Source organism: Streptomyces sp. BBFR102 (assembly GCF_051397025.1).
In the GTDB taxonomy this organism is placed as follows: domain Bacteria; phylum Actinomycetota; class Actinomycetes; order Streptomycetales; family Streptomycetaceae; genus Streptomyces.
This window is the reverse complement of the sequence record NZ_CP195757.1, coordinates 2821315-2844830: the sequence shown is the minus strand read 5'-3', so window position 1 is coordinate 2844830 and position 23516 is coordinate 2821315. Positions and strand designations below refer to the sequence as shown.

The following is a 23516-nucleotide window of genomic DNA, read 5'->3' as shown; positions in this document are numbered from 1 at the left end:
ACTTCGGTGCGCGGCAGCGGAAGTGAGAACCTGCGGGCCACGGAGCTGACCTCCCGCCTGAACGTCCTGCCGCCGAGGGCAAGGAGCGGATCACCACCCGCATGGGCCTCGGCCCCCGGGCCGGAGTCCCGGCGCTCGACCGCACCTTGAGCTTCGCCGAGATCACCGGGTGGACTCCGGTCGTCCGGGCCGTGGAGGAGCAGCGGCCGCTCTGGGAACCGGGCGAGGTGTACGAGTACCACGGGCACGTCTTCGGATTCCTCGTTGGCGAGGTCATCCGCCGGATCACCGGGCTCACCCCCGGCCGGTACATCCGCGAGGCAATCGGGGGCCCGCTCGGGCTGCGGGCCTGGATCGGCCTCCCCGCTTCCGAGAACGCCCAGTTGGCGCGTCTGGTGGAGGCCGAGGGGCGGCCCGCCGGCGATCTGCGGTCGCTGCTGATGCGCATCGTCACGATGAACGGCGCGCTGGTCTTCCCCGGACTGGACGAGCCGCACGGCTGGAACGATCCGGAACTGCTCGGCACCGAACTGCCGGGCGCCGGCGCGGTCGCCTCCGCGAGCGGGCTCGCCGCCCTGTACGGCGCCGTCGTGACAGGGCTCGGCGGCGGGCCGCGCCTGCTCTCCGAGGAGACCCTGACCGACGCGGTGCGCGAGGTATCGGCAGGCCCCACCTGGCAGGGCTTCGACCTCGGGCAGCGCTGGGGTTCCGGCTTCCTGCTCGACTCCGAGCGGCCCCGGCCGATGCTGGGCGCCCGTAGCTTCGGCAATGACGGCGCCGGTGGCCAGTTCGCTTTCAGGGTCGCCAACAGCCCTTCCCGGCGCCTCCTGGCCGCGGTCGGCCTGCGTGAGGCGGAGAGGTTCGAGGAGTGGGGAGCCGACCAGGTGCTCTACCGCAGCGAATTCTCCGTCACCAGCGGCTGCGCCACCCCGGACGCGACCGGGAAGGGGCTGGACCTCGTGGGGCCGAGCGAGTGGAGTGGGGCCATGACGACTCATGAGATCCCGGAAGACCTCGGCCTCCTGCCCTCCACCCGCCGGGCGCTCACCCACCGCATCGCCAGAGCGCAGAGTGAGTCCAGGGTGCCGTCGCTGGTGGCAGGAGTGGCGCGGCACGGTGAGGTGATCTGGGAAGGCGCGCTCTCGGCGCTGGAGGGCGTCGGGACCGACGGCGACACCCAGTACCGGATCGGCTCGATCAGCAAGACCTTCACGGCCGTCCTGGTCATGCGGCTCCGCGACGAAGGGCTCCTGGACCTGACCGACCCGCTGGAGAAGCATCTTCCCGGTACCGGTGCGGGCCGGGCCACCCTCGCGGACCTGCTGTCGCACACCGGCGGGCTCGCCGCCGAGGCCCCGGGCGAGTGGTGGGAGCGGAGCCCCGGCACCCTGCGGCCCGAATTGGCCGACGTGCTCGGTGCGGAGCCCCACCGGCACCCGGTGGGCCGGGTCCACCACTACTCCAACCCCGGTTACACCCTGCTCGGCGCGCTCGTCGAGGAGGTGCGTGGCGAGTCCTGGGAGAAGGTGCTGCGCGCCGAGGTGCTGCAGCCGCTGGGGCTGACCCGCACCAGCTACGCGCCGCAGGAGCCGTACGCACAGGGCTGGGCGGTGCATCCCTGGGCCGACACCCTCCTCCCGGAGCCCGCCCACGATCTGGGCCGGATGGCGCCGGCCGGACAGCTCTGGTCGACCACGCGCGACCTGCTCCGCTTCGCCGCCTTCCTGATCCAGGGCGACGACGCGGTGCTCAGTGCCGCGTCCGTGCGGGAGATGCGGACACCGGCCGCTCCGAGTCTGCCGGAGGCCCAGGAGAGCGCGTACGGGCTGGGGGTGCAGGTGCTGAGCGTGGGCGGGGGGACGCTCAGCGGTCACATGGGTTCGCTGCCCGGGTTTCTCGCGGCCCTGCTGGCCAGTGAGGACGAGGGGCTGGCCGCCGTGGTCCTCGCCAACACCACGTCCGGACTCCTCGTCGGCAGCCTCGCCGCCGAACTCATCGGCCTCGTCGCCGAGGCGGAGCCGTCGATGCCCCGCCTCTGGCGGCCGATGCGAGAGGCCGACCCTGCGGTGCTGGAGCTGGCGGGCGCCTGGTACTGGGGCGTGACGCCGTATGGCCTCCATTACGGGGCGGACGGCGGGGTGGAGCTGCGGCCGTTGAAGGGGGCAGGACGCGCGGCGCGCTTCGCGGCCGTCGGCGACGAGACCTGGCGGGGCCTGGACGGCTATTTCCTGGGGGAGATCCTGCGGCCGGTGCGAGATGCCGAAGGAGCGGTGACACACCTGGACTTGGGCTCGTTCGTCTTCACCCGGCAGCCCTATGCGCCGGATTCGGTGGTCCCGGGCGGCGTGGACGCCAAGGGGTGGCGCGCTACCGAGAGCCTGGGGTGACCGATCTCCTTCGACTGTGATGTTTCACGTGAAACACCCGTCGGAGGCCGGGTGGTTCGTGATGTTTCACGTGAAACATGGTTCGTCCGGGAGGGAGGCCGGCTCAGAGCTGGAGCTTGAACCCGACGTGGGAGGCGACGAAGCCGAGGCGTTCGTAGAACCGGTGGGCGTCCTCGCGGGTGGCGTCGGAGGTGAGCTGTACGAGCTGGCACCCCTCGGCGCGGGAGGTATCGACGGCCCACTCGATGAGGAGGCTGCCGAGGCCGCTGCCCCGCTCGTCCGCGTGGACGCGGACCCCTTCGATCAGGGACCGGGTGGCGGCCCGGCGGGAGAGGCCGGAGATGAGGGTCAGCTGTAGCGTCCCGACGACCTGGCCCGCCCGCTCGGCGACGACGAGGTGCTGGTGCGGATCAGCGGCCAGCCGGGCGTGCGCCGCCAGGTACGGGGTCAGGTCGTCCGGGGACTCCCGGGTGGCTCCGAGTGGATCGTCCGCGAGCATGGCGACGATGGCGGCCACGTCGGAGACCTCGGCACGGCGGATCAGCAGCTGCCCGCCGGCGGAAGCCGCACGGGGGAGGTCGGTGGCGGCTCCGCCTGGGCGGTCATGCTGGGACGCGTCCCTGAGATGATCCATGAGCGGCATGGTAGGCCAGCCCCCAGCGAGCACGCGGGTGCGGAAGGGGCAGACGGGGGTGCGCAGCGTCTCCACCGCCCGGACCAGGGAAGCGAGTTCAGGAGTCTGGGCGGCGGTGTCAAGGGCCCCCGCAGGGCAGCGCCAGTGGTGGGGCGGGCCTCGTCGACGGGTGCCTTCCCGGCCAGGGTGACCTCGGTGCAGCCGCCGCGCCGGTCGGTGGGGCAGAGGTGCCGGGAGAGGGGGGGCGCGGTCCTCCAGGCGGGTCACCAGGCGCGTGGTGGCGCTCTGGCTGAGGAGGACGGCATCGGCGACCTGCTTCATCTACAGGTGGCCGCCCTCGCGGTCATGCTGTCGGCTGGGAACGTCGAGCAAGGAGCACTCGCGCGTGCTGAGCCCGCGCCCGGCCTGCCGGGCCCGCTCCACGTACGTCTCGATGCGGCCGTGCAGCAGGGGCAGCGCCCACCAGTTCCGGGCTCGTGCGGAGTCTGTGGTGGTCATGGCTCCTCGCTCCTCCTCGCCGGTGCCCCGGGTCCTTCGGCGGACTCCGAAGGACCCGGGCTGCCGCCCGTTTGAGACACACATGCGGAATCAGGCTTATGCGCTCAACGGGCGTTGGCAAGAAGGTGGCCCGCACTGGCCGCTTCCTGAGGCGAAAGCAGTTCCTCCGGTGAACAAGGTGTTCCATGGCGCTCCGACGGCCCTCCGTCAGGCTGCGGCCACCGTGAGGGGAGCGAACCGCCTGGTCCAGTCGCCGGGCAGGCCGGGCAGGGAGCGGGTCATCAGCTCGCTGGTGGCGAGCACCGGCATCCCGTGCCGGTCCAGCCACTCCAGCAGCGCGGTGTGGCGGACATCGACGTCCACTCGGAGCGGGCGGGGGCTCCCCTGGGCCAAGGCGGTCATCAGCGCCTGTGCGGTGTGGGTGTCTCGGGCGACGAGCGGGCCGACGACATCTGTCGCGGTGTTCGGCCAGCGTGCGGCGAAACCCGTCAGCTCCCCGTCCTCCTCCGCCACCAGGAAGCGGTCGGCGAAGGCCGGAAGCCGGGTGATCAGGGGCGTGCGGTCGGTCCCGAACACCTCGGCGTCGAGGTGCAGGATGCGGGGAAGGTCCCTGGCCCGAGCGGGGGAGAGAGTGAGGCCGGGCAGGTCCGGGACGGCCCCCGCAGCAGTCAGATGTCCGGTGGCCGCGGCCGCCCGGCCGACGGAGGCGAAGCCGAGCCTCCGGTAGAGAGGGAGCACGCCGGCGGAGGCGTAGAGGGTGAGCGGGACGGAGCCGCTGTGATGGATCACGTGCTCCAGCAGGCGGCGGCCGAAGCGTCGCCCCGCATACCGGTCGGCGATCAGCACCATGCCGATCGCGGTGAAGACGGGGGCCTCGTGGGGGCCGAAGTCGGTGAGGGTGCAGGCGCCCAGCAGGCCGCGCCCGTCCGGGGCGTCCACGCCGACCCCGTGTCCCGCCGCGAGTAGGAGCCGCCACGTGTGCTCCTGCGGGGACCACCCCCGGTCGTACGCGAGGCTCATGCAGGCCGGGAGATCTCGGAGGGTGAGTGGACGGATCGGTAGAGCGGGGAGCGCAGGTGTCGACACGCGGCTCAGGTTGGCCGACGGGGGAGGCTCTCGTCCACCGTCTTTTCAGCCGGGGATCGCGCACGCGGAAGGGGCGGCGGGGACGGCTGAGGCGGATATTCATGCAGCTCACGGCCTCCTCGCTCCCAGGCGGTCACCCCGAAGGCAGGCCGGGGTGTGCCGTGTTTCACGTGAAACATCGCAAGCCTGCCGCGGCTCAGCTGAGATCTCTGGCGAGCAGCGCCCGGACGCCCTCGATGTTGCCGTCCAGATAGTGCCGCAGTGACAGGGGGACCATGTGGACCGAGGCGATGCCGAGCCGGGTGAACGGAATGCGCACGATCTCGTACCCCCCGCAGGGTTCCTCCACCTCCGGGCCGTGGCGCAGGGCCGGGTCCATGGTGCCGAGGCGGCAGACGAAGAAGTGCTGCACCTTCACGCCGGTGGTCTCGGCGGTCTCGCCGATGTGCTCGACCGTGTCGACGAAGCAGGGGACGACATCAGTGATCTTGGCGCCCAGCTCCTCCAGGACCTCGCGGTGGAGTGCGGCGACGACGCTGCTGTCCTCCGGTTCGACCCCGCCTCCTGGAGTCACCCAGTACGGATCCACGCCGGGCTTGGTGCGCTTGATCAGGACGAGCTGGTCGCCGTCGAGGAGCACGGCGCGGGCGGTGCGCTTGACCACGGAGCGAACGGTCATGGGGGGAATCTGGCCCCGCATGTTCCACGTGAAACATCGGCGAGGGCTCACCCCCAGGCGACAGCGGCCCGCAGCAGCCATGCGTGGGCCGCCGCGATGTGCGGCAGGGCCTGCGTGCCGGCCCGCACGGCGACGAAGTACGTCCGCAGCGGGGGAACCGGCGGCTCCAGCAGCGTGACCAGCATGCCCCGGAGCAGAGCACCCTCGCAGAGATACCGCGGCAGGACGGCGAGGCCGGCGCCCGAGACGACGCAGGACAGGACCGCCCGCAGGTCGGGAGCGACCAGGACGGCGTGCTCGGGAGAGGGCGCGTCGAAGACCGCCGCCCAGTAGCGCCTGGTGAAGGGCAGGGATTCGTGGACGTCGACGACCGGCACTCCGGCGAGCACCTCGGCCCCGCCGCGCCGGACCGCTCCGGGGGCGAACCGTCCTGCCCAGCGCGGCGCCGCGACGAGGAGGTGCTCCTCGTCGCAGAGTGTTCCGGCACTGAGCAGAGTGCCGCGCGGCCGGCGGGTGGTGACGGCCAGGTCGTGGTGCCCGGCGGCGAGTCCCTCCAGGACGTCGTCGGTGGAACCGAAGGCGGTGCGGAGCCGGATCGCCGACCCGTCCGACCCCGTCATGCCGATGAGGGCCGGCAGGACGCGTTCCGCCATGAACTCGGGTGGACCCGCCAGGTGCAGGGTGCGCAGGGGGGCCTCCACGTCGAGGCCGGTCTCCGCGATCTCCACCAAGGCGTCGAGATGGGGTGCCGCCCGGTGGGCCAGCTCATCGCCGACCGGGGTGGGCGTCACGCCGCGGGCCTTGCGGAGGAAGAGCGGGCGGCCGAGCTGACGCTCCAGGGTGCGTATCTGCGAGGTGACCGCAGGCTGGGAGAGGCCGAGCAGGGCGGCGGCGCGGGTGAAGGAACCGGCCCGGTGGACCGTGACGAACGTACGCAGCAGCGCCAGATCCACGCCCTCAACCCCTTCGTCGCAGGCCGTCACTCGCGGTTCAACTATAAATATGTCGATAGGTCGCTGCCGTCACAGTGATGGGACACTGACGCAGGGTCAACTAGCCTTGGTGGAGGGGCTCTTCGGTACGGAGCCCGGGACGGCCCGAGCCGCGAGGGGGGAGGCTCGGGCCGTCCGCACGCGCGACGACGCCGCGCAGGCCGGCGCCGCGCGGGCGGAGGCGACGACGGCTCAGCTCAGACGGTGCCGAGGGAGAGGTCGAGGGCGCGCGCCACATCGGCGATGAGGTCCTCGGCGTCCTCGGCCCCGACGGAGAAGCGGACGAACCCCTCCCCGACGGCGTCCCCGCCCCAGCGGCCCCGGCGCTCGGCGGTCGAGCGCACCCCGCCGAAGCTGGTGGCGTCCTCGACCAGGCGCAGTCCGGTCAGGAACCGCTCTGCCCGTTCCTTCGAACCGAGGTCGAACGAGACGACCGAACCGAAACGCCGCATCTGCCGGGCGGCCACCGTGTGCGAGGGGTCGTCAGGCAGCCCCGGGTAGCGCAGGCCGGTGACGTCGGCGCGGGTGCGGAGGGCCTGGGCCAGCGCCAGGGCGTTGGCGGTCTGGCGCTCGACGCGGAGCTGGAGCGTGGCGAGGGAACGGTGGGCGAGCCATGCCTCCATCGGCCCCGGGATCGCGCCCGCGATCTTCCGCCAGCGCTTGACTCGCGCGGCCAGCTCGGCGTCGCGGCAGGTCACGTGGCCGAGGAGGATGTCGCCGTGGCCGGTCATACCCTTGGTGTCCGAGGCCACCGCGAAGTCCGCTCCCAGCTTCAGCGGCCGCTGGCCGAGCGGGGTCGCCAGGGTGTTGTCCACCGCGACCAGTGTCGACCGGGCGTGGGCGGCCTCCACGAGGCGGCGGATGTCGCACACGTCGAGGCCGGGGTTGGACGGCGTCTCGAGCCACAGCAGCTTGGCGCCGTCCAGGACGTCGAGCTGCGCGTCGCCGCCGGTCGGCGCGGTGCGTACCTCCACGCCGTAGGCGGTCAGCTGCTCGCGGACCAGCGGCAGCGCCTGGTAGCCGTCGTCGGGCAGCACCACGACGTCGCCCGCGCCGACCTGGGAGAAGAGCACGGCCGAGATGGCCGCCATGCCGGAGGCGAAGACCAGCGTGTGCGCGTCCTCACCGGGAGCGTCCAGCTCGGCGATGGCGCGTTCCAGATGGGTCCAGGTGGGATTGGAGTCCCGGCCGTAGGTGTACGGACCGCTCACGTCACCGGGCAGGTGGAAGTGGGCGGTGAAGACCGGCCCGGGGAGCGTCGGCTCGTTCTTCACCGCATCGGGCAGCCCTGCTCGTACCGCCCTCGTTCCGTCGCCCGTCATCGTGGCCGCCTTTCTCGTATGGCTCGGGCCTCAGTCGGGCGGACGCCGCGAGAGGGGCCGCCCGCCCACAGCATCAGACACCCCTCTCGGCCGGCGCACAACACGTCCGCGACCTGGACGGACGCGGTCTGGCGGGGGCGGACCGCCGACGCGGTCCGCCCCGAGGTGAGCGTGCCGGACGTGAGCGGTCAGTCCTTGCCGTCGGGCAGGGCGACGTTGAGGGCCCAGGAGACCACCGAAATGATCAGACCACCCAGAACGGCGGTCCAGAAGCCGTCGACATGGAAACTCAGGTCGAACTGGCCCGCCAGCCAAGAGGTCAGCATCAGCATCAGCGCGTTGATCACCAGCGTGATCAGGCCGAGGGTGAGCACGAACAGCGGGAAGGTGAGCACCTTCACCACCGGCTTCACCAGGAAGTTGACCAGGCCGAAGATCAGGGCGACGACAATGAGGGTGAGTGCCTTGTTATCGGTGCTGTCGCCGGTGAGGGTGATGTCCTTGAGCAGCCACACGGCCACCAGAAGGGCAGCCGCGTTCGCCAGCGTCTTGACGAGGAAATTGGTCATGTGTCTGATCGTGACAGACGAGAGCGGCGCCGACCGGGCGTCACTCCGCACGGTCGGCCGGGCCGACGGCATACAACGAGAACGAACAGAGAGGCCAGCGGCTGATGAAGGCTTTCCGGCTCGACGAACTGGAGGCGGAGCGCGCCGCCAACGACGGCGCCTACCTCCAGTTCCTGCGTGAGCGGAACATGTCCGTGGGCCTGTACGCCCTCAACGCCGGCGAGCTCGACCCGCAGCAGCCGCACCGCCAGGACGAGGTGTACCTCGTGGTCAGCGGCCGCGCGGCCATCACCGTCGGCGAGGAGACCACCGAGGTGGGGCGCGGCAGCGTCGTCTACGTACCGGCGGGGACGCCGCACAGGTTCCACCACATCAGCGAGGACCTGCGGGTGATGGTGGTCTTCTCCCCGCCGGAGGGCTGACCGGCCGGCGGGCGCGGGAACCCTGGCGACGCCCCGGCGGTTCCCTAGGGGGAGGGTCAGGGAGAGACGGGGGGTCCGAGCGGCCCGTCGAGCCCGGCCCCCGCCTAGCATCGAAGACGACACGGCAGCGTGAGGGCCCACCCGGGCCCGGGCCGCACCGTCGGCCGCGCCACCCGGGCGCGACAGGCAGAGAGGGGACAGGTCATGGGCGCACGCGAGGTATTCACCGGACTTCCGTGGTGGGTGAAGTGGATCGCCATCCCGGTCCTCGCCCTCTTCGTCTTCGGGAGCCTCATCGCCACCGTCGTCGGCATCGTCGTCGGTCTGCTCTTCAAGATCCTGATCTTCGTCGCCCTCGTCGGCGGACTCATCTACGTGGTCAGGAAGTTCTTCCCGTCGTCGGACCGGGGCAGCTGGTAGCGGGCAGTACAGAGGGGCGGCGGTTCGTCCACCCGGGGGAATGGCTCCCCAAGCAGCGAACCCGCCGCGAGGCCACGCACTACAGTCCGGAATCCGGCGCGAAGGCCCCGTCTTCGCACCGCTCCGGGCGGCGCGCCCGGGGGCACACGCTCTCCGGGGGTGACCAGGCCATGGCCCACGCCACGCCCGCGGACCGACCGGATCGCTGGTCCACGGGTACACGCCAGGACGACGGCCCTGCCGCGCCCACACTCATCGGCTCCGTCCAGCGGGCCCTGCGACTGCTCGAAGCCGCAGCCGTCCACGAAGGTGGGGCCCCCGCCAAGCAGTTGGCCCGCGAGGCGGGCGTCGCGCTGCCCACCGCCTACCATCTGCTGCGCACCCTCACCCACGAGCGTTACCTGCGCCGGGTCGACGGGGTCTACGTGCTGGGGCCCGCCGTGGGCCGCCTGGGCGAGGCGCACGCCCAGCAGAGCCGCCGCCATCTCATCGACGACGTCTTACGCCACTGGCACGAACGCCTCGGCGCACCCGTCTACTTCGCCCTGTACCGGGACGGTGAGGTCGACCTGGTGGCGACGGCGGACACGCCCGGGAATCCCGCGGTCGCAGAATGGGCCGACTTCCGTGAGACCGCCCACGCCCACGCCATCGGCCAGTGCCTCCTCTCGCAGCTCGACGAGGAAAGCCGCCGGGACCACCTCTCCCGCCACCCGGTCCAGCCGCTCACTCCGTACTCGGTCCCGGACAGTCAGCGGCTCCTGCGCCGACTGGCAGCGGCCGAGCGTATGCAGCCCGTTGTCGAGTATCAGCAGTACGCGCTCGGCGTGGCCTGCGCGGCGGTGCCGATCACTGTCGGGTCCGCCGCCGCCGTCCTCGCCGTCTCCGTGCCCGCCGCCCAGTCGGAACGGCTGAGGGCCACCACGCAGCGGCTGCACCGGGACGTCGGCAGCATTCTGCGACGGCTCCGGTTCTCTATCAGCATCTGAAAACTCACTGCTTGTGATCCAATGATGGCGTTCTGCAAGATGCCATGAAGGGCCGGGACGGATTTCGGCCACATGGCGGCAACTGGCGGGGTAGTCCATGCGCGAGTCAGTACAGGCAGAGGTCATGATGAGCTTCCTCGTCTCCGAGGAGCTCGCCTTCCGCATTCCGGTCGAGCTGCGGTACGAGACCGTCGATCCGTACGCGGTGCGGCTGACGTTCCACCTCCCCGGAGACGCCCCGGTCACCTGGGTCTTCGGGCGCGAGCTGCTGGTCGAGGGGGTTCTGGACGCTGCCGGGGACGGCGACGTCCGGGTCTGCCCGGTAGGGCAGGCGGCCACCAAGGAGGTGCACATCACGCTCCAGGTCGGCTCCGAGCAGGCGCTCTTCCGCGCCGGAAAGGCGCCGCTGCTCGCCTTCCTCGACCGCACCGACCGGCTCGTCCCGCTCGGCAGCGAGCGGGCGCACGCCGACTTCGACAGTCACCTCGACGATGCTCTGAGCCGCATCCTCGCCGAGGAGCAGAGCGCCGGCTGAACAGGGGCGCCGGCCCGGGCCCGACCCGCGCCGGCGCCGGTCGCGGTCTCAGCGCTTGCGGCGGCGCCCCCTGCCGCCGCGCGCCCCTGGAGCGCCACCCACGGGCACCCCCGTGCCCTTGTCCGCCGACACGACCAGTGCCGCCAGCGCCGTCGTCACCGGGACCGAGGCCACCAGACCGATCGAACCCACCAGGGTCCGGACGATCTCCTCCGCCACCAGCTCGCTGTTGGCGACCATGCCCACGCTGCTCTGCGCGATGGAGAAGAGCAGCAACAGCGGTAGGGCCGCACCCGCGTACGCCAGTACCAGGGTGTTCACCACGGAGGCGATGTGGTCCCGGCCGATGCGGATGCCGGCCCGGTAGAGCTTGCGCCAGCCCATCGTCGGGTCCGCCTGGTGCAGTTCCCACACCGCCGAGGTCTGGGTGACCGTCACATCGTCCAGGACACCGAGGGAGCCGATGATCACGCCCGCCAGCAGCAGGCCGCTCATGTCGATCTCCGGGTAGAGACCGTGGATCAGCCCGGTGTTGTCGTCGGTGTTGCCCGTCAGCGCCGCCCAGCCGATGAACACCGATCCGAGCAGGCCGATCAGCAGGAGGGAGACCAGGGTGCCGAGCACCGCCACCGAGGTTCTCGCCGTCAGCCCGTGGCAGAGGTACAGGGCGATCAGCATGATGGCGCTGGCGCCGACCACCGCGACCACCAGCGGGTTCGAGCCCTGGAGGATCGCCGGCAGGATGAACAGCGTGAGCAGGGCGAAGCTCGCGGCGAGGGCGACCAGCGCCATCAGCCCCCGCATCCGGCCGACCAGCACCACCGCCACGGCGAAGATCCCGGCCAGCAGGGCGAGCGGGAACTCCCGGTCGACGTCGGTGACGGAGTACTGGAGTTCCTCCGGCGCGTCCGGCGCGTAGGCGACCACCACGCCCTGCCCCTGGTGCAGCTTCCGTGAGGCGTCCGGCTGCACGATCTCGGTGAAGGTCCGGCCCGCGTGCGGTCCGGAGGTGACCTCGATGGTGGCCTTCCCACACTGCCCGGTCGCCCGCTCCTGAGCCGAGCGGCCCTCGGGGGTGGAGGTGTCGCCGTTGGGGGGTGGCTGGGAGACGTTCACGTCGGCGCAGTCGACCTGATCCACCTTGGTGACCGAGCCCTGCTCCGTCTGCCGGTCCATGCCGACACCGGTCCGCTCGTGCGGCGGGGCGCCCCCCGGCCACAGGAGGAGCAACCCCACCACGACAGCGGCGGCGAACGGGATCAGGACAGCCGCGATCACCTTGCGCAGGTGCCTGGAGACGGGGGTGGCCGGGCCGTGGCTGTGGGAGTGCCCGTGGCCCCCCGTCGGCGGTTCACCACCGTGCCTCCCGGGACCGGACGGCGGACCGCCCGAGGGCGGCTGCGAGGGGGGCGGAGGCGGGGGCTTCGTCGAAGTCACGGTTCGATCATCGCAAGAGCCGGCGAGGCCCACTGTTCAGCACGGCCGACAGGACGCCAGCGTGGAGCCGCCTTCGTATACGCGGGAGCTCGGAGCGCCAGGCTGAGAGGGCGCTGGCCTCCGCTGGACGTCCGGGCGTCAACACCGGGCAGAACCAGGGACATCGCCGCGTCGTCCGCCGAACCTGTTACCGGGTAATGCCGGCGTAGGGAGTAGGTCTCACGACCGCACAGGACGCACGCACGCCTGCCTCCGCACCGAAGAACGAGGCCGGGAAGTCCATCGGCTCGCACAAGGCGTACATCGAGGGCTCCCGCCCCGATCTGCGCGTGCCGGTCCGCCAGGTGCACCTCACCAACGGAAACGCCGTCACGCTGTACGACACCTCCGGTCCGTACGCCGATCCTGCCGTTGCGCCCGACGTCCGCCGGGGCCTGACGTCCCTGAGGGAGCACTGGATCACGGCGGGCGGGGACACCGAGGAGTACGCCGGGCGCCCTGTCCGCCCAGAGGACGACGGGATCAAGCACACCAGCCCGCGTGGCGGGCTGCGCAACCTCGACGCGGCCTTCCCCGGCCGCCCCGTCATGTTTCCACGGCCCCGTTGCGGGGCCGTGGAAACATAACGGGGGCGCGGGAGCGGGACGACGCGCTGTCGGACGCGCGGTTCGAGTTCCGCTGGGAGGACCAGTTCAGCCTGGAGCCAGACCTGGACACCGCCCGGGAGTTCCACGACGAGACGCTTTCCGCCGAGCCGGCCGAGACAGCCCACTTCTGTTCCAGGTGTGGGCCGAAGTTCTGCTCGATGAAGATCAGCCAGGACCTTGCGAGCCGGTTCGGGGGCCAGGTCGGCGCGGAAGTATCCCGGGAGGGGATCGAGGCCGAGATGCTCCAGAAGCCCAAGGGGTTCGCCGAGTCCGGCAATCGTGGCCACCCGCCACTGGCGGACAAACGGCGGGGCGTGACGGTGATGTTTCACGGGAAACATCCCAACGGCCGTTGTTTCACGTGAAACAGGCGCAGGGCTCTGTTTCACGTGAAACGTGGCGAGTGGGCGGTCTGGTGCGACCTTCCGGCCGCCTGCGGCTCACCCGAAGCCGGGGCCGTCGCACTCCGAACTGCTGAAGTCAGGGCTGCTGAACCCGGGACGGACGTAGCCGAGTTGAGGCATGCGGTCGGCTTCGGTGGGGTGCACGCCGGGGGCCGCCGGCCCCGTACTGCGCAGGGTTCGGCCTTCCGGCTCAGTCGGCGAGGGGCAATCCGCTGACCAGAAGCTTGCCGGCCATGGTGACGCCGCCGTCGAGGGCGACGGCGAGCCCGTCCGCGTAGACGTGCGGGCCGTCGATCTGCGGACCGCTGTCGGGCGAGCCGCCCTCGGAGCCGGACTCCCCGAGTAGGTAGGGGATGGGGCTGTGGCCGTGGACGACGCGGTGACCGCCGTAGACGTCGAGGAGTTCGCGGGCGGCCGCCGCACCCTCGTCGCGGAAGGCGAACCGCTTGGTGAACTTGCGGAAGAGGTCCCAGCACTCGTCGGCGTCGTTGCGGGTGAGGATGGAGTGGACGGTGTCGTTGACCGCCTCGATCGAGTCCCCGTAGTCCAGGTACGCCGTGGTGTCCGAGTGGAGGAGCAGGTGGTCGTCCTCCTCGACGATGGCGTCCAGGCGGGACATCCACTGGAGGTGGTGGTCCTCCAGCCGCTCCATGTCGGTCTTCTGGCCGCCGTTGAGGAGCCAGGCGGCCTGGAAGGTGGCGGTGCCGGCTCCCGAGTCGATCGGGGTGTCGCCGAACCGCTTGGCGCCGAGCAGCAGCAACTCGTGGTTGCCCATCAGGGCCTTGCAGTACCCGCCGGCCGCCGCCGCCTCCGCGGAGAGGCGCATGACCAGCTCGATCACGCCGATCCCGTCAGGGCCCCGGTCGGTGAAGTCACCCAGGAACCAGACGCGGGCGTTGCCCGCCGACCAGCTGCCGTCGGCGTCGACCAGCCCCTGCGCCTGGAGCGCGGCCAGCAGTTCGTCGAGATAGCCGTGGACGTCGCCCACCGCGTAGAGCGGGCCGAGGCCGTCGGACGCGGGGCGCGGAGCGGTCTCCTCCGGGGCCGCCGCCACCTGCACGGTGTCGCCCCGGTTGATGACCGGCAGGTCCCGCTGGGTCGGGGTGTAGCCGTCCGGCGGTTCCTTGTCGAAGGGAGCGGACGCGGCCGGGGGCCCCGCCTGCTGGACGTACGCGGGTACCCGGAAGTCACGCAGTGTCGCCGTGCGCACCGTGGGTCCCTGACTGGCCCCCTGAGTCATCGACCCCTCCACCACCATCGCGCCGCCTCTGCACCGGTTCGGACTGCCTGGTCGCAGCGGCCCGCGGTGTCGTCCGCCCATCATAGGAATGCGGATCGCGCTGTGTGGTGCACCAGGGGTGGTGAATAACGACGGGACCTCGGTTCACCGGGGATTCCTTCCGAATTGGGAGGACTTTTACCCGGCGCTCTCCGTGTCGCTCACCCCTGACCGGAGGAGCGGGGCGGGTTGACGGTGGTGCGAGGGGCCCGCCGCATCGAGGAGGTCCGGATGATCAGCTCGGTCGGTATCACCTGTTCCACCGGCCGGTCCTGGTTGACGCCCTCGATGGCGTCGATGAGCAGTTGGACGACGGCGGTGCCGATCCGCCGGGGTTTGAGGGAGAGCGTGGTGACGGGCGGCTCGGTGCTGGCGTAGACGGTGGACTCGCTGCAGCAGACCAGGAGGAGGTCGTCGGGGACGCGCAGCCCGTAGCGGCGGGCGGCGGCGAGCAGGTCGGTGCCGTTGGGGTCGAAGAGCCCGTAGACGGCGTCGGGCCGGTCCGGGCGGGCGAGGAGCCGGTCGGCGGCGACGGCGCCGGCGCACGGGTCGTGCGCCGGGTACGCCTCCAGTACCGGGTCCTGGCCGATCCGGGAGCACCACCTCAGGTAGGCGGAGGTGGACAGACGGGTGTACATGTCCGTGGTCGTGCCGGTGAGCAGACCGATCCGGCGGGCGCCCGCCGCGGCGAGGTGGTCGAGGATGTCGAGGACGGCTGCCTCGTGGTCGTTGTCGACCCAGGCGGTGACGGGGAGGGAACCCGCGGGCCGCCCGTCGGAGACGACCGGGAGCCCTTGGCGGGCGAGTTCACGGACCACCGGGTCGTCGTCGGCCGGATCGACCACCACGGTGCCGTCGAGCGCCACGTTGGACCAGACGTCGACGGGGCTGAGGCGGGAGGTCGCGGGGAGGATCACCAGGGCGTAGCCGCGGTCGAGCGCGGCAGAGGTAGCGGCTCTGGCCATCTCCGCGAAGTAGGCGAACTCGGTGAAGGTGAAAGGTTCATCCCCGTACGTGGTCACGGTCAGGCCGATGAGGCCCGACTTGCCCGTGCGGAGGGTGCGGGCCGCCGCCGAGGGGCGGTAGCCCAGTCGTTCCGCCACCTCGCGGACGTGGCGGCGAGTGACATCCGGGAGTCTTCCCTTGCCGTTGAGGGCATCGGACACGGTCGTGATGGAGACGCCGGCGGCGGCGGCCACATCTCTGATGCCCGCTCGCATTGGCCGGCTCCCCCGGCGGGTCGTATCCGCTCGGCTCACCTGGTGCTTCCCTGCTGCTGTCATGGCGAGCCGATAGTAGGGCTCAGGGAGACGGGTGGCCCGGATGCATATGCAGGCGTTGACGGAGACGTTTCTGCATGGTCATTCTCGCTCAACGCTGATGAATTACCAGGTACTTGACGGTTCTGGCCCGCTAAACCGGATGCTCTGAAGGAACGGTCCCGCTTATCGGACGAGGGGACGGCGGAGGTTCAACTCACCTTCACGAGGGATGCGCGCCACGGCGTGGGCCACCGGCGCGCGAAGGGGGAGCGTGCGCCCCTCGCTCACTGCCGGTCGGTGTCTGGAGGAGCACCCACCGTGTTCCCCCTGTCGAGGCCCTGCGCCGGGAAGCCCAATCCTCATAAGGTGAGAAGTATTCGAACCGGTGATCACGAGGAGGACCGCAGTGAGCGAGTCGACCCCCACGTTGCGTGCGGAGATGGCGGGCATTCCGGCCTACAAGCCCGGGAAGCCCGCCTCCGCCTCCGAGGGCCCGGCGGCCTACAAGCTGTCCTCCAACGAGAACCCCTACCCGCCCCTTCCTGGTGTACTGGAGAGCACGCTGGCCGCGGCCGCCCAGCTCAACCGATACCCGGACATGGCGTGCACCACACTGACGACCGAGCTGGCCGAGCGGTTCGAGGTGCCGAGGGAGCACGTGGCGACCGGCACCGGGTCGGTCGGTGTGGCGCAGCAGCTGCTCCAGGCCACCTCGGGACCCGGCGATGAAGTGATCTACGCCTGGCGGTCGTTCGAGGCGTACCCGATCATCACGCAGATCAGCGGGGCGAAGTCGGTCCAAGTGCCGCTGACCTCCGGTGAGGTGCACGACCTGGACGCGATGGCGGCGGCGATCACCGACCGCACGCGGCTCATCTTCGTCTGCAACCCCAACAACCCCACGGGCACCGTCGTCCGCCGGGCCGAGCTGGAGCGGTTCCTCGACCAGGTACCCAGCGACGTGCTGGTCGTGCTGGACGAGGCGTACCGCGAGTTCATCCGGGACACCGAGGTGCCGGACGGGGTCGAGATCTACCGGGACCGCCCGAACGTCGCCGTGCTGCGGACGTTCTCGAAGGCGTACGGCCTGGCCGGTCTGCGGGTCGGCTTCGCGATCGCCCACGAGCCGGTGGCGGCGGCGCTGCGGAAGACGGCGGTCCCCTTCGGTGTGAGCCAGCTCGCGCAGGATGCGGCCGTGGCCTCGCTGCGCGCGGAGGACGAGCTGCTCGCTCGGGTCGGCGCCCTGGTCGGCGAGCGGACGCGAGTGGTCTCCGCGCTCCAGGAGCAGGGGTGGACGGTGCCGGAGACCCAGGCCAACTTCGTCTGGCTGCGGCTGGGGGAGCAGACGGTCGAGTTCGCCCGGGCGTGCGAGCGGGCCGGCGTCGTGGTCCGGCCGTTCGCGGGCGAGGGTGTGCGGGTCACCATCGGCGAGACCGAGGCGAACGACCTCTTCCTGAAGGCGACGGAGGCGTTCCGCCGGCGCGGGTGACGGCGGCGGGCCGACGGTGCGGAGGCGGGGTTCCCGAAACGGGGCCCCGCCTCCTTCCCGTTTCGGCGGATAGGACATAATGCTTGTGAATGTGAACGCGTTCACAAGCGTATCCCTGTTTTAGCCGCTTTGTGGCGGGCCAAGAGGGGCTTGAGTGGGCGCGGATCGCGGTGATCCAAGGAGGAGACGTGGATCTTGCACTGGCGCCGGAAACCCTGTCACGTTGGCAGTTCGGCATCACAACCGTCTACCACTTCCTTTTCGTCCCCCTGACGATCTCGCTCGCCGGACTCACCGCCGGGCTCCAGACCGCATGGGTGCGGACAGGTAAGGAGAAGTACCTCAAGGCGACCAAGTTCTGGGGCAAGCTTTTCCTGATCAACATCGCCCTGGGGGTCGTCACCGGCATCGTCCAGGAGTTCCAGTTCGGCATGAACTGGTCCGACTACTCGCGCTTCGTCGGAGACGTCTTCGGCGCACCGCTGGCGTTCGAAGCCCTGATCGCCTTCTTCTTCGAGTCGACCTTCATCGGGCTGTGGATCTTCGGCTGGGACAAGCTGCCGCCCAAGATCCACCTGGCCTGCATGTGGATGGTGTCGATCGGCACCATCCTCTCCGCCTACTTCATCCTGGCCGCCAACTCCTGGATGCAGCACCCGGTCGGCTACCGCATCAACGAGGCCACCGGCCGCGCCGAGCTGACTGACTTCTGGCTGGTGCTGACCCAGAACACGGCCCTCGCGCAGTTCTTCCACACCATGGCGGCAGCCGTCCTCACCGGCGGCGCGTTCATGGCGGGCATCGCGGCCTACCACCTGATGCGGAAGAAGCACATCGGCCCGATGCGGCTCTCGCTCCGCCTGGGCCTGGTCACCCTTGCCGTCGGCGGCCTGCTCACCGCAGTCAGCGGCGACACTCTCGGCAAGATCATGTACCAGCAGCAGCCGATGAAGATGTCCGCGGCCGAGGCGCTCTGGGAGGGCGAGAAGCCCGCTCCCTTCTCCATCTTCGCCATCGGTGACGTGGACAGGGGCCACAACGTGGTAGCCGTCGAGGTGCCCGGTCTCCTCTCCTTCCTCGCTCACAACAACTTCACCGACCGGGTCCCCGGCATCAACGAGCTGAACGCCGAGTACCAGGAGAAGTACGGGCCCGGGGACTACCGGCCCAACATCCCGGTCGCCTACTGGGGCTTCCGCTGGATGATCGGGTTCGGCATGAGCTCCTTCGGGATCGGACTGCTCGGCCTCTGGCTCACCCGGAAGAAGTTCCTCCTCCCGCACCGCCTGCGCACCGGTGAGGACGAGGTGCCGAACCTCGTGCTGCTCCGCAACAAGGTGCTGGGCCCACGGCTCAGCCGCCTCTACTGGCGCCTTGCCCTCTACACGCTGGCCTTCCCGCTGGTGGCCAACTCCTGGGGATGGATCTTCACCGAGATGGGCCGGCAGCCCTGGTCGGTCTTCGGCGTCCTGCGCACCGCCGACTCGGTCTCCCCCGGCGTCTCCCAGGGCGAGGTCCTCACCTCGATGATCGTCTTCACCCTGGTCTACGCCGCGCTCGCGGCCATCGAGGTCAAGCTGCTCGTGAAGTACGTCAAGGCCGGCCCGCCCGAACTGACGGAGGCCGATCTCAACCCGCCCAAGAAGATCGGCGGCGACTCCAACGACGCCGACCGGCCCATGGCCTTCTCGTACTGAGGGAGTGCTGAGGTATGGAACTCCACGACGTCTGGTTCGTCCTTATCGCCGTCCTGTGGACCGGCTACTTCTTCCTGGAGGGCTTCGACTTCGGGGTCGGGGTCCTCACCAAGCTGCTCGCCCGTGACCGGAAGGAGAAGCGGGTCCTCATCAACACCATCGGACCCGTCTGGGACGGCAACGAGGTGTGGCTGCTCAGCGCCGGCGGTGCCACCTTCGCCGCCTTCCCCGAGTGGTACGCCACCCTCTTCTCCGGCTTCTACCTGCCGCTGCTGCTCATCCTGGTCTGCCTCATCATCCGCGGTGTCGCCTTCGAGTACCGGGCCAAGCGGAGTGGCGACCGGTGGCAGACCAACTGGGAGCACGCCATCTTCTGGTGCTCCCTGCTCCCGGCCTTCCTCTGGGGCGTGGCCTTCGGCAACATCGTGCACGGGGTGGCGATCGACGCCGACAAGGAGTACGTAGGCAACTTCCTTGACCTGCTCAACCCGTACGCGCTGCTCGGAGGGCTGGTCACCCTCACCCTCTTCACCTTCCACGGCACGGTGTTCGCCGGGCTCAAGACGGTCGGGGAGATCCGGGGGCGGGCACGGGTGCTGGCGCTGCGACTCGGTGTGGTCACCGCGGTGGTGGCCCTGGGCTTCCTCCTCTGGACCCAGGCCGACCACGGCAAGCCCGCCGGTGCCGTCCTGCTGGCGGTCGCCGTCCTCGCGCTGCTGGCCGCTCTCGGCGCCGTCGCCAAGAGCAGGGAAGGGTGGGCCTTCGCCCTCTCGGGGCTGACCATCGTCGCCAGCGTGGCGATGCTCTTCGTCTCGCTCTTCCCTGAGGTGATGCCCTCCACCCTGGACCCGGCGTGGAGCCTCACGGCGGCCAACTCCGCCTCCACTCCGTACACGTTGAAGATCATGACCTGGTGTGCGGGGATCGCCACGCCGGTGGTCCTCCTGTACCAGGGGTGGACGTACTGGGTCTTCCGTAAGCGCATCGGCACGCACCACATCGTCGAGGCCCACTGACCGCACACGCGGGGGCCGGAGCGTCCGGCCCCGGCCCCCGCGCCGGACGGCGGTGCCCGCTGTCCGGCAGCCCCCGGAGGGTGTTTCACGTGAAACCGATCGACCCCCGACTCCTCAGGTACGCCCGCGCCACCCGGTTCTTCCTGGTCGCCGTGGTGATGCTCGGCGCGATCGGCGCAGGGCTGGTCATCGCCCAGGCCATGCTCCTCGCGGAGCTGATCGTCTCCTCCTTCGAGCAGCGCTACGACACGGGAGACCTGACCACTCCGCTCCTCCTCCTGGTCGCGGTCGCCCTCGGGCGGGCTCTGGTCTCCTGGCTGACCGAACTCGCCGCCCACCGGGCCAGTGCCGCCGTCACCTCCGAACTGCGGATGCGGCTGGTGGAACGGGCCGGGCGGCTGGGCCCCGGCTGGCTCGGGGGCCAGCGGACCGGCTCTCTCATCGCCCTTGCCACCCGTGGGGTGGACGCCCTGGACGACTACTTCTCCCGGTACCTGCCGCAGCTGGGACTGGCCGTCGTCGTGCCGGTGGCGGTGCTGGCCCGGATCGTGACCGAGGACTGGGTCTCGGCGGCCATCATCGTCGTCACCCTCCCCCTCATCCCGCTCTTCATGGCGCTCATCGGCTGGGCGACCCAGTCGCGGATGGACCGGCAGTGGGGGCTGCTGTCGCGGCTCTCCGGCCACTTCCTCGATGTGGTCGCCGGGCTGCCGACCCTCAAGATCTTCGGGCGGGCCAAGGCGCAGGCCGAGTCGATCCGCCGCATCACCCACGACTACCGCAGGGCGACGCTGCGCACCTTGCGCATCGCCTTCCTCTCCTCCTTCGCACTGGAACTGCTGGCCACCCTCTCGGTCGCCCTGGTGGCTGTCGCCATCGGTATGCGGCTCGTCCACGGGGACATGGACCTGTACACGGGCCTGGTCATCCTCATCCTGGCCCCCGAGGCGTACCTGCCGCTGCGCCAGGTCGGCGCGCAGTACCACGCGGCCGCCGAAGGGCTGGCCGCGGCCGAGGAGGTCTTCGCCGTCCTGGAGACGCCCGTGCCGAACACCGGGACACTGGCCCCGCCGGCGGGCGCCCTCTCCTTCGAGGGAGTGACCGTCCGCTACCCGGGGCGCGAAGCTCCCGCCGTCCGGGAAGCCGGCTTCACAGTGGCGCCGGGGGAGACGGTGGCCCTCGTCGGGCCGAGTGGCTGCGGCAAGACCACCCTGCTCCGGGCGGCCCTGGGCTTCGTCGCCCCGGCTGAGGGGCGGATCGCGGTCGGCGGGACCGATCTGGCGGAGGTCGACCGGGAGCAGTGGCACCAGCGCATCGCCTGGGTCCCCCAGCGACCGCAGCTCTTCGCCGGCACCGTCGCGGAGAACGTACGGCTCGCCCGTCCCGACGCCTCCGACGCAGAGGTCGCGCGAGCCCTCGAACAAGCGGGGGCGGAGGGCTTCGTCGCCGGCCTCCCCCTGGGTACGGAGACGGAGCTGGGTGAGGACGGCGCGGGCCTCTCGGCCGGTCAGCGTCAACGTGTCGCGCTGGCCCGGGCCTTCCTCGCGGACCGGCCGGTCCTGCTGCTGGACGAGCCCACCGCCTCGCTCGACGGGGCGAGTGAGGAGGGCATCGTCGAGGCGGTGCGACGGCTCGCCGTGGGCCGGACGGTGCTGCTGGTGGTGCACCGGCCCGCGTTGCTCGCCGTGGCCGACCGCGTGGTGCGGCTCGACGAGGTGATGCAGGCACCGGCCGGGGAGGGGGAACGTGGAGCCTCCACCCGGACACCGGCCGTGGCAGTCGATTCCCTGACGGTGGCCGACGGCCCGCGGGGAGCCGACGTTTCACGTGAAACACGGCCGGAGGAATGGGAGTGGTTCTTCTCCGATGTTTCACGTGAAACCACGTCACGGCAGGAGCAGTCCGAGGCCGGTGTTTCACGTGAAACACCGGCGGCCGGGACAGCGCCGCCTCCGCAGCGTTCCGTACGGATCTCCGCCCTGGCCCGGGTGCGCGCGGCCGGCCACACGCGCCGCGGGCGCCTGTTCCTCTCGCTCGTTCTGGGCAGCCTGGCGCTCGGTAGTGCGGTGGGCCTCATGGCCACCTCCGGCTACCTGATCTCCCGTGCCTCGCAACAGCCCCCGGTGCTCTACCTGATGATGGCCGTGACGGCGACGCGCGCCTTCGGTATCGGGCGGGCCGTCTTCCGCTACGCGGAGCGGCTCGTCTCCCACGACGTGGTCCTGCGGATGCTGGCCGACACCAGGGTCGCGGTGTTCCGGCGACTGGAGCGCCTCGCCCCGGCCGGGCTGCGGAGCACACGCCGGGGTGACCTGCTCTCACGCCTGGTCGCCGACGTGGACGCGCTCCAGGACTACTGGCTGCGGTGGCTCCTTCCGGCCGGCTGGGCCGCCCTCGTCTCCACTGCCTCCGTCCTCTTCATGACCTGGCTCCTTCCGCAGGCCGGGGCCGTTCTGGCGGTCGGCCTGTTGGCGGCGGGCGTAGGTGTGCCCCTGATCAGCGGCGCCTTCGCCCGGCGCGCCGAACGGCGTCTGGCGCCGGCCCGGGGCGCCCTGGCCACCAGGGTCGCCGAGGTCCTGACCGGCACCGGCGAGCTGACGGTGGCGGGCGCGCTCGCCCACCGCACCGCGCGGACCGGCGCCGCCGACCGCGAGCTGACCCGGATCAGGGCGCGGGGCGCGGCGGCCAACGCTCTGGGCTCCGGGCTGACCATGGCGATCACCGGACTGACCACGGTGGCGGCGGCGTACGTCGGCATCCGGGGAGTGAGCGCGGGCGCCCTGGACGGGGTGGCGCTGGCCGTCGTGGTACTGACGCCGCTCGCCGTCTTCGAGGCGGTGACCGGGCTCCCGCTCGCGGTCCAGTTCCGACAGCGGGTGCGCCGCAGCGCCGAGCGGGTCCACGAGGTGCTGGACGCACCCGCCCCGGTCGCCGAACCCGAGACGGCCGCAACGGCACCGCAGAGCCCCTTCCCCGTGGAGCTGCGCGGGGTGGACGCCCGCTACCCCGGTCAGGCACACGACGCCCTCACGGGAATCGACCTGACCGTCGCCGAGGGGCGCCGGATCGCCGTGGTGGGCCCGTCCGGTTCTGGCAAGACCACGCTGGCTCAGCTGCTGCTCAGGTTCCTCGACCCTCACAGGGGGAGCTACACACTCGCCGGCGCCCGGGCCACGGAGCTGGACGGGGACGACGTACGCCGTCTGGTGGGGCTCTGCGCGCAGGACGCCCACGTCTTCGACAGCACCCTGAGGGAGAACCTCCTCCTCGCCGACCGCTCCGCGACCGAGGACCGGCTCCGCGAAGCGCTGGCGCGGGCCCGGCTGCTGGAGTGGGCCGAGACGCTGCCCGAGGGGCTGGACACCCCGGTCGGGGAGCACGGCGCACGGCTCTCCGGTGGGCAGCGGCAGCGACTGGCCCTGGCCAGGGCGCTCCTGGCCGACTTCCCGCTCCTGGTGCTCGACGAGCCCGCCGAACACCTCGATCTGGAGACCGCCGACCGCCTCACCGCGGACCTGCTGGCGGCGACCCGGGGACGTACCACCGTCCTCATCACCCACCGGCTCACCGGGCTGGAAGCCGTCGACGAGATCCTGGTGCTGGAGCAGGGCGCGATCGTGCAGCGCGGCACATACGAGGAACTGAGCACGGGAGACGGGCCCTTCCGGAATCTGCGGGAGCGGGAGCGGTCCACGGACGCGCTGCTGCTCGGCCGGAACGAGGTGGCGGCGTGAGCCACGTGGTCCGGTGGG

The 23516-nt window shown here is 71.1% G+C and carries 19 protein-coding genes and 4 pseudogenes; 13 read left to right on the top strand and 10 right to left on the bottom strand.

The features are described from left to right. Positions 1–74 precede the first annotated feature (74 nt). Together ACSLIC_RS12615 and ACSLIC_RS12610 are read left to right on the top strand one after the other, a co-directional pair. Positions 75–785 (top strand): annotated as a pseudogene (locus ACSLIC_RS12615) (serine hydrolase domain-containing protein); the annotation flags it as partial. A gap of 201 nt (positions 786–986) precedes the next feature. After that, complete coding sequence (locus ACSLIC_RS12610) at positions 987–2387, top strand: serine hydrolase domain-containing protein (RefSeq protein ID WP_436740364.1); 1401 nt, start codon at positions 987–989, stop codon at positions 2385–2387. Positions 2388–2490: 103 nt separating this feature from the next. On the opposite strand, the gene ACSLIC_RS12605 is transcribed toward ACSLIC_RS12610, so the two are convergent. The 7 genes and pseudogenes from ACSLIC_RS12605 to ACSLIC_RS12575 form a co-directional block, all read right to left on the bottom strand. Beyond that, positions 2491–2886: a GNAT family N-acetyltransferase gene (locus tag ACSLIC_RS12605; RefSeq protein WP_436740363.1), complete on the bottom strand. Its 396-nt coding sequence runs from the start codon at positions 2884–2886 to the stop codon at positions 2491–2493. 189 nt (positions 2887–3075) lie between these two features. After that, positions 3076–3519 (bottom strand): annotated as a pseudogene (locus ACSLIC_RS12600) (MarR family transcriptional regulator); the annotation flags it as partial. 207 nt (positions 3520–3726) lie between these two features. Continuing rightward, positions 3727–4605, bottom strand: coding sequence for a GNAT family N-acetyltransferase (locus ACSLIC_RS12595; RefSeq protein WP_436737753.1), 879 nt, complete (start codon positions 4603–4605; stop codon positions 3727–3729). A gap of 196 nt (positions 4606–4801) precedes the next feature. After that, the gene (locus ACSLIC_RS12590; RefSeq protein WP_436737752.1) at positions 4802–5284 is read right to left on the bottom strand and encodes an NUDIX domain-containing protein; all 483 of its coding nucleotides are present in this window, start codon (positions 5282–5284) and stop codon (positions 4802–4804) included. 47 nt (positions 5285–5331) lie between these two features. Continuing rightward, positions 5332–6237, bottom strand: coding sequence for a LysR family transcriptional regulator (locus tag ACSLIC_RS12585; RefSeq protein WP_436737751.1), 906 nt, complete (start codon positions 6235–6237; stop codon positions 5332–5334). Positions 6238–6473: 236 nt separating this feature from the next. Further along, positions 6474–7598: a cystathionine gamma-lyase gene (locus ACSLIC_RS12580; protein ID WP_436737750.1), complete on the bottom strand. Its 1125-nt coding sequence runs from the start codon at positions 7596–7598 to the stop codon at positions 6474–6476. Positions 7599–7786: 188 nt separating this feature from the next. Beyond that, entirely contained in the window at positions 7787–8167 is a 381-nt protein-coding gene (locus tag ACSLIC_RS12575) for a phage holin family protein (RefSeq protein ID WP_436737749.1), read from the bottom strand. A 104-nt stretch (positions 8168–8271) separates the two neighbouring features. Here ACSLIC_RS12575 and ACSLIC_RS12570 point away from each other — a divergent pair, with 104 nt between their 5' ends. The 4 genes from ACSLIC_RS12570 to ACSLIC_RS12555 all read left to right on the top strand — a co-directional run bounded on the left by ACSLIC_RS12570 (position 8272) and on the right by ACSLIC_RS12555 (position 10533). Next, complete coding sequence (locus ACSLIC_RS12570; RefSeq protein ID WP_436737748.1) at positions 8272–8589, top strand: cupin domain-containing protein; 318 nt, start codon at positions 8272–8274, stop codon at positions 8587–8589. 204 nt (positions 8590–8793) lie between these two features. Further along, complete coding sequence (locus ACSLIC_RS12565) at positions 8794–9009, top strand: DUF5326 family protein (RefSeq protein ID WP_436737747.1); 216 nt, start codon at positions 8794–8796, stop codon at positions 9007–9009. Positions 9010–9179: 170 nt separating this feature from the next. Beyond that, complete coding sequence (locus tag ACSLIC_RS12560; RefSeq protein WP_436737746.1) at positions 9180–9998, top strand: IclR family transcriptional regulator; 819 nt, start codon at positions 9180–9182, stop codon at positions 9996–9998. A gap of 97 nt (positions 9999–10095) precedes the next feature. Then, entirely contained in the window at positions 10096–10533 is a 438-nt protein-coding gene (locus ACSLIC_RS12555) for an SsgA family sporulation/cell division regulator (protein ID WP_436737745.1), read from the top strand. Between the two features lie 48 nt (positions 10534–10581). On the opposite strand, the gene ACSLIC_RS12550 is transcribed toward ACSLIC_RS12555, so the two are convergent. Then, positions 10582–11970 carry a YibE/F family protein gene (locus tag ACSLIC_RS12550; RefSeq protein ID WP_436737744.1) on the bottom strand — a complete coding sequence of 463 codons (1389 nt, stop codon included), beginning with the start codon at positions 11968–11970 and terminating at the stop codon, positions 10582–10584. 281 nt (positions 11971–12251) lie between these two features. On the opposite strand from ACSLIC_RS12550, the pseudogene ACSLIC_RS12545 reads away from it, so the two are divergent. The 3 genes and pseudogenes from ACSLIC_RS12545 to ACSLIC_RS12535 all read left to right on the top strand — a co-directional run. Next, positions 12252–12584, top strand: a pseudogene (locus ACSLIC_RS12545) (phosphomethylpyrimidine synthase ThiC); the annotation flags it as partial. Continuing rightward, a pseudogene (locus ACSLIC_RS12540) lies at positions 12575–12730 on the top strand (hypothetical protein); the annotation flags it as partial. The pseudogenes ACSLIC_RS12545 and ACSLIC_RS12540, both read left to right, overlap by 10 nt. Before the next feature lie 45 nt (positions 12731–12775). Next, positions 12776–12982: a hypothetical protein gene (locus tag ACSLIC_RS12535; RefSeq protein ID WP_436740491.1), complete on the top strand. Its 207-nt coding sequence runs from the start codon at positions 12776–12778 to the stop codon at positions 12980–12982. A gap of 229 nt (positions 12983–13211) precedes the next feature. Here ACSLIC_RS12535 and ACSLIC_RS12530 read toward each other — a convergent pair whose 3' ends face one another. Both ACSLIC_RS12530 and ACSLIC_RS12525 read right to left on the bottom strand, forming a co-directional pair. Then, positions 13212–14279, bottom strand: coding sequence for a metallophosphoesterase (locus tag ACSLIC_RS12530; RefSeq protein WP_436737743.1), 1068 nt, complete (start codon positions 14277–14279; stop codon positions 13212–13214). A gap of 182 nt (positions 14280–14461) precedes the next feature. After that, on the bottom strand, positions 14462–15583 hold the full coding sequence (locus ACSLIC_RS12525) for a LacI family DNA-binding transcriptional regulator (protein ID WP_436737742.1): 1122 nt from the start codon (positions 15581–15583) through the stop codon (positions 14462–14464). Positions 15584–15968: 385 nt separating this feature from the next. Between ACSLIC_RS12525 and hisC the strand changes: the two genes are divergently transcribed. The 4 genes from hisC (at position 15969) to cydD (ending at position 23498) form a co-directional block, all read left to right on the top strand. Beyond that, positions 15969–17051 carry a histidinol-phosphate transaminase gene (gene hisC, locus ACSLIC_RS12520; RefSeq protein WP_436737741.1) on the top strand — a complete coding sequence of 361 codons (1083 nt, stop codon included), beginning with the start codon at positions 15969–15971 and terminating at the stop codon, positions 17049–17051. 188 nt (positions 17052–17239) lie between these two features. Continuing rightward, positions 17240–18748 (top strand): cytochrome ubiquinol oxidase subunit I, encoded by a 1509-nt coding sequence (locus tag ACSLIC_RS12515; protein WP_436737740.1) that lies wholly within the window; start codon positions 17240–17242, stop codon positions 18746–18748. A gap of 14 nt (positions 18749–18762) precedes the next feature. After that, positions 18763–19764 (top strand): cytochrome d ubiquinol oxidase subunit II, encoded by a 1002-nt coding sequence (cydB, locus tag ACSLIC_RS12510; protein WP_436737739.1) that lies wholly within the window; start codon positions 18763–18765, stop codon positions 19762–19764. A gap of 89 nt (positions 19765–19853) precedes the next feature. Beyond that, positions 19854–23498, top strand: coding sequence for a thiol reductant ABC exporter subunit CydD (gene cydD / locus ACSLIC_RS12505; RefSeq protein ID WP_436737738.1), 3645 nt, complete (start codon positions 19854–19856; stop codon positions 23496–23498). Positions 23499–23516: the final 18 nt, after the last annotated feature.

Excerpts from the sequence above, each read along its gene's own strand:
- ACSLIC_RS12590 (WP_436737752.1), bottom strand. The coding sequence starts at position 5,284 with ATGACCGTTCGCTCCGTGGTCAAGCGCACCGCCCGCGCCGTGCTCCTC.
- ACSLIC_RS12530 (WP_436737743.1), bottom strand. The coding sequence starts at position 14,279 with ATGGTGGTGGAGGGGTCGATGACTCAGGGGGCCAGTCAGGGACCCACG.
- ACSLIC_RS12605 (WP_436740363.1), bottom strand. The coding sequence starts at position 2,886 with ATGCTCGCGGACGATCCACTCGGAGCCACCCGGGAGTCCCCGGACGAC.
- ACSLIC_RS12555 (WP_436737745.1), top strand. The coding sequence starts at position 10,096 with ATGCGCGAGTCAGTACAGGCAGAGGTCATGATGAGCTTCCTCGTCTCC.
- ACSLIC_RS12565 (WP_436737747.1), top strand. The coding sequence starts at position 8,794 with ATGGGCGCACGCGAGGTATTCACCGGACTTCCGTGGTGGGTGAAGTGG.
- ACSLIC_RS12570 (WP_436737748.1), top strand. The coding sequence starts at position 8,272 with ATGAAGGCTTTCCGGCTCGACGAACTGGAGGCGGAGCGCGCCGCCAAC.
- ACSLIC_RS12575 (WP_436737749.1), bottom strand. The coding sequence starts at position 8,167 with ATGACCAATTTCCTCGTCAAGACGCTGGCGAACGCGGCTGCCCTTCTG.
- ACSLIC_RS12525 (WP_436737742.1), bottom strand. The coding sequence starts at position 15,583 with ATGACAGCAGCAGGGAAGCACCAGGTGAGCCGAGCGGATACGACCCGC.
- ACSLIC_RS12535 (WP_436740491.1), top strand. The coding sequence starts at position 12,776 with ATGAAGATCAGCCAGGACCTTGCGAGCCGGTTCGGGGGCCAGGTCGGC.
- ACSLIC_RS12580 (WP_436737750.1), bottom strand. The coding sequence starts at position 7,598 with ATGACGGGCGACGGAACGAGGGCGGTACGAGCAGGGCTGCCCGATGCG.
- cydB (WP_436737739.1), top strand. The coding sequence starts at position 18,763 with ATGGAACTCCACGACGTCTGGTTCGTCCTTATCGCCGTCCTGTGGACC.
- ACSLIC_RS12560 (WP_436737746.1), top strand. The coding sequence starts at position 9,180 with ATGGCCCACGCCACGCCCGCGGACCGACCGGATCGCTGGTCCACGGGT.
- ACSLIC_RS12610 (WP_436740364.1), top strand. The coding sequence starts at position 987 with ATGACGACTCATGAGATCCCGGAAGACCTCGGCCTCCTGCCCTCCACC.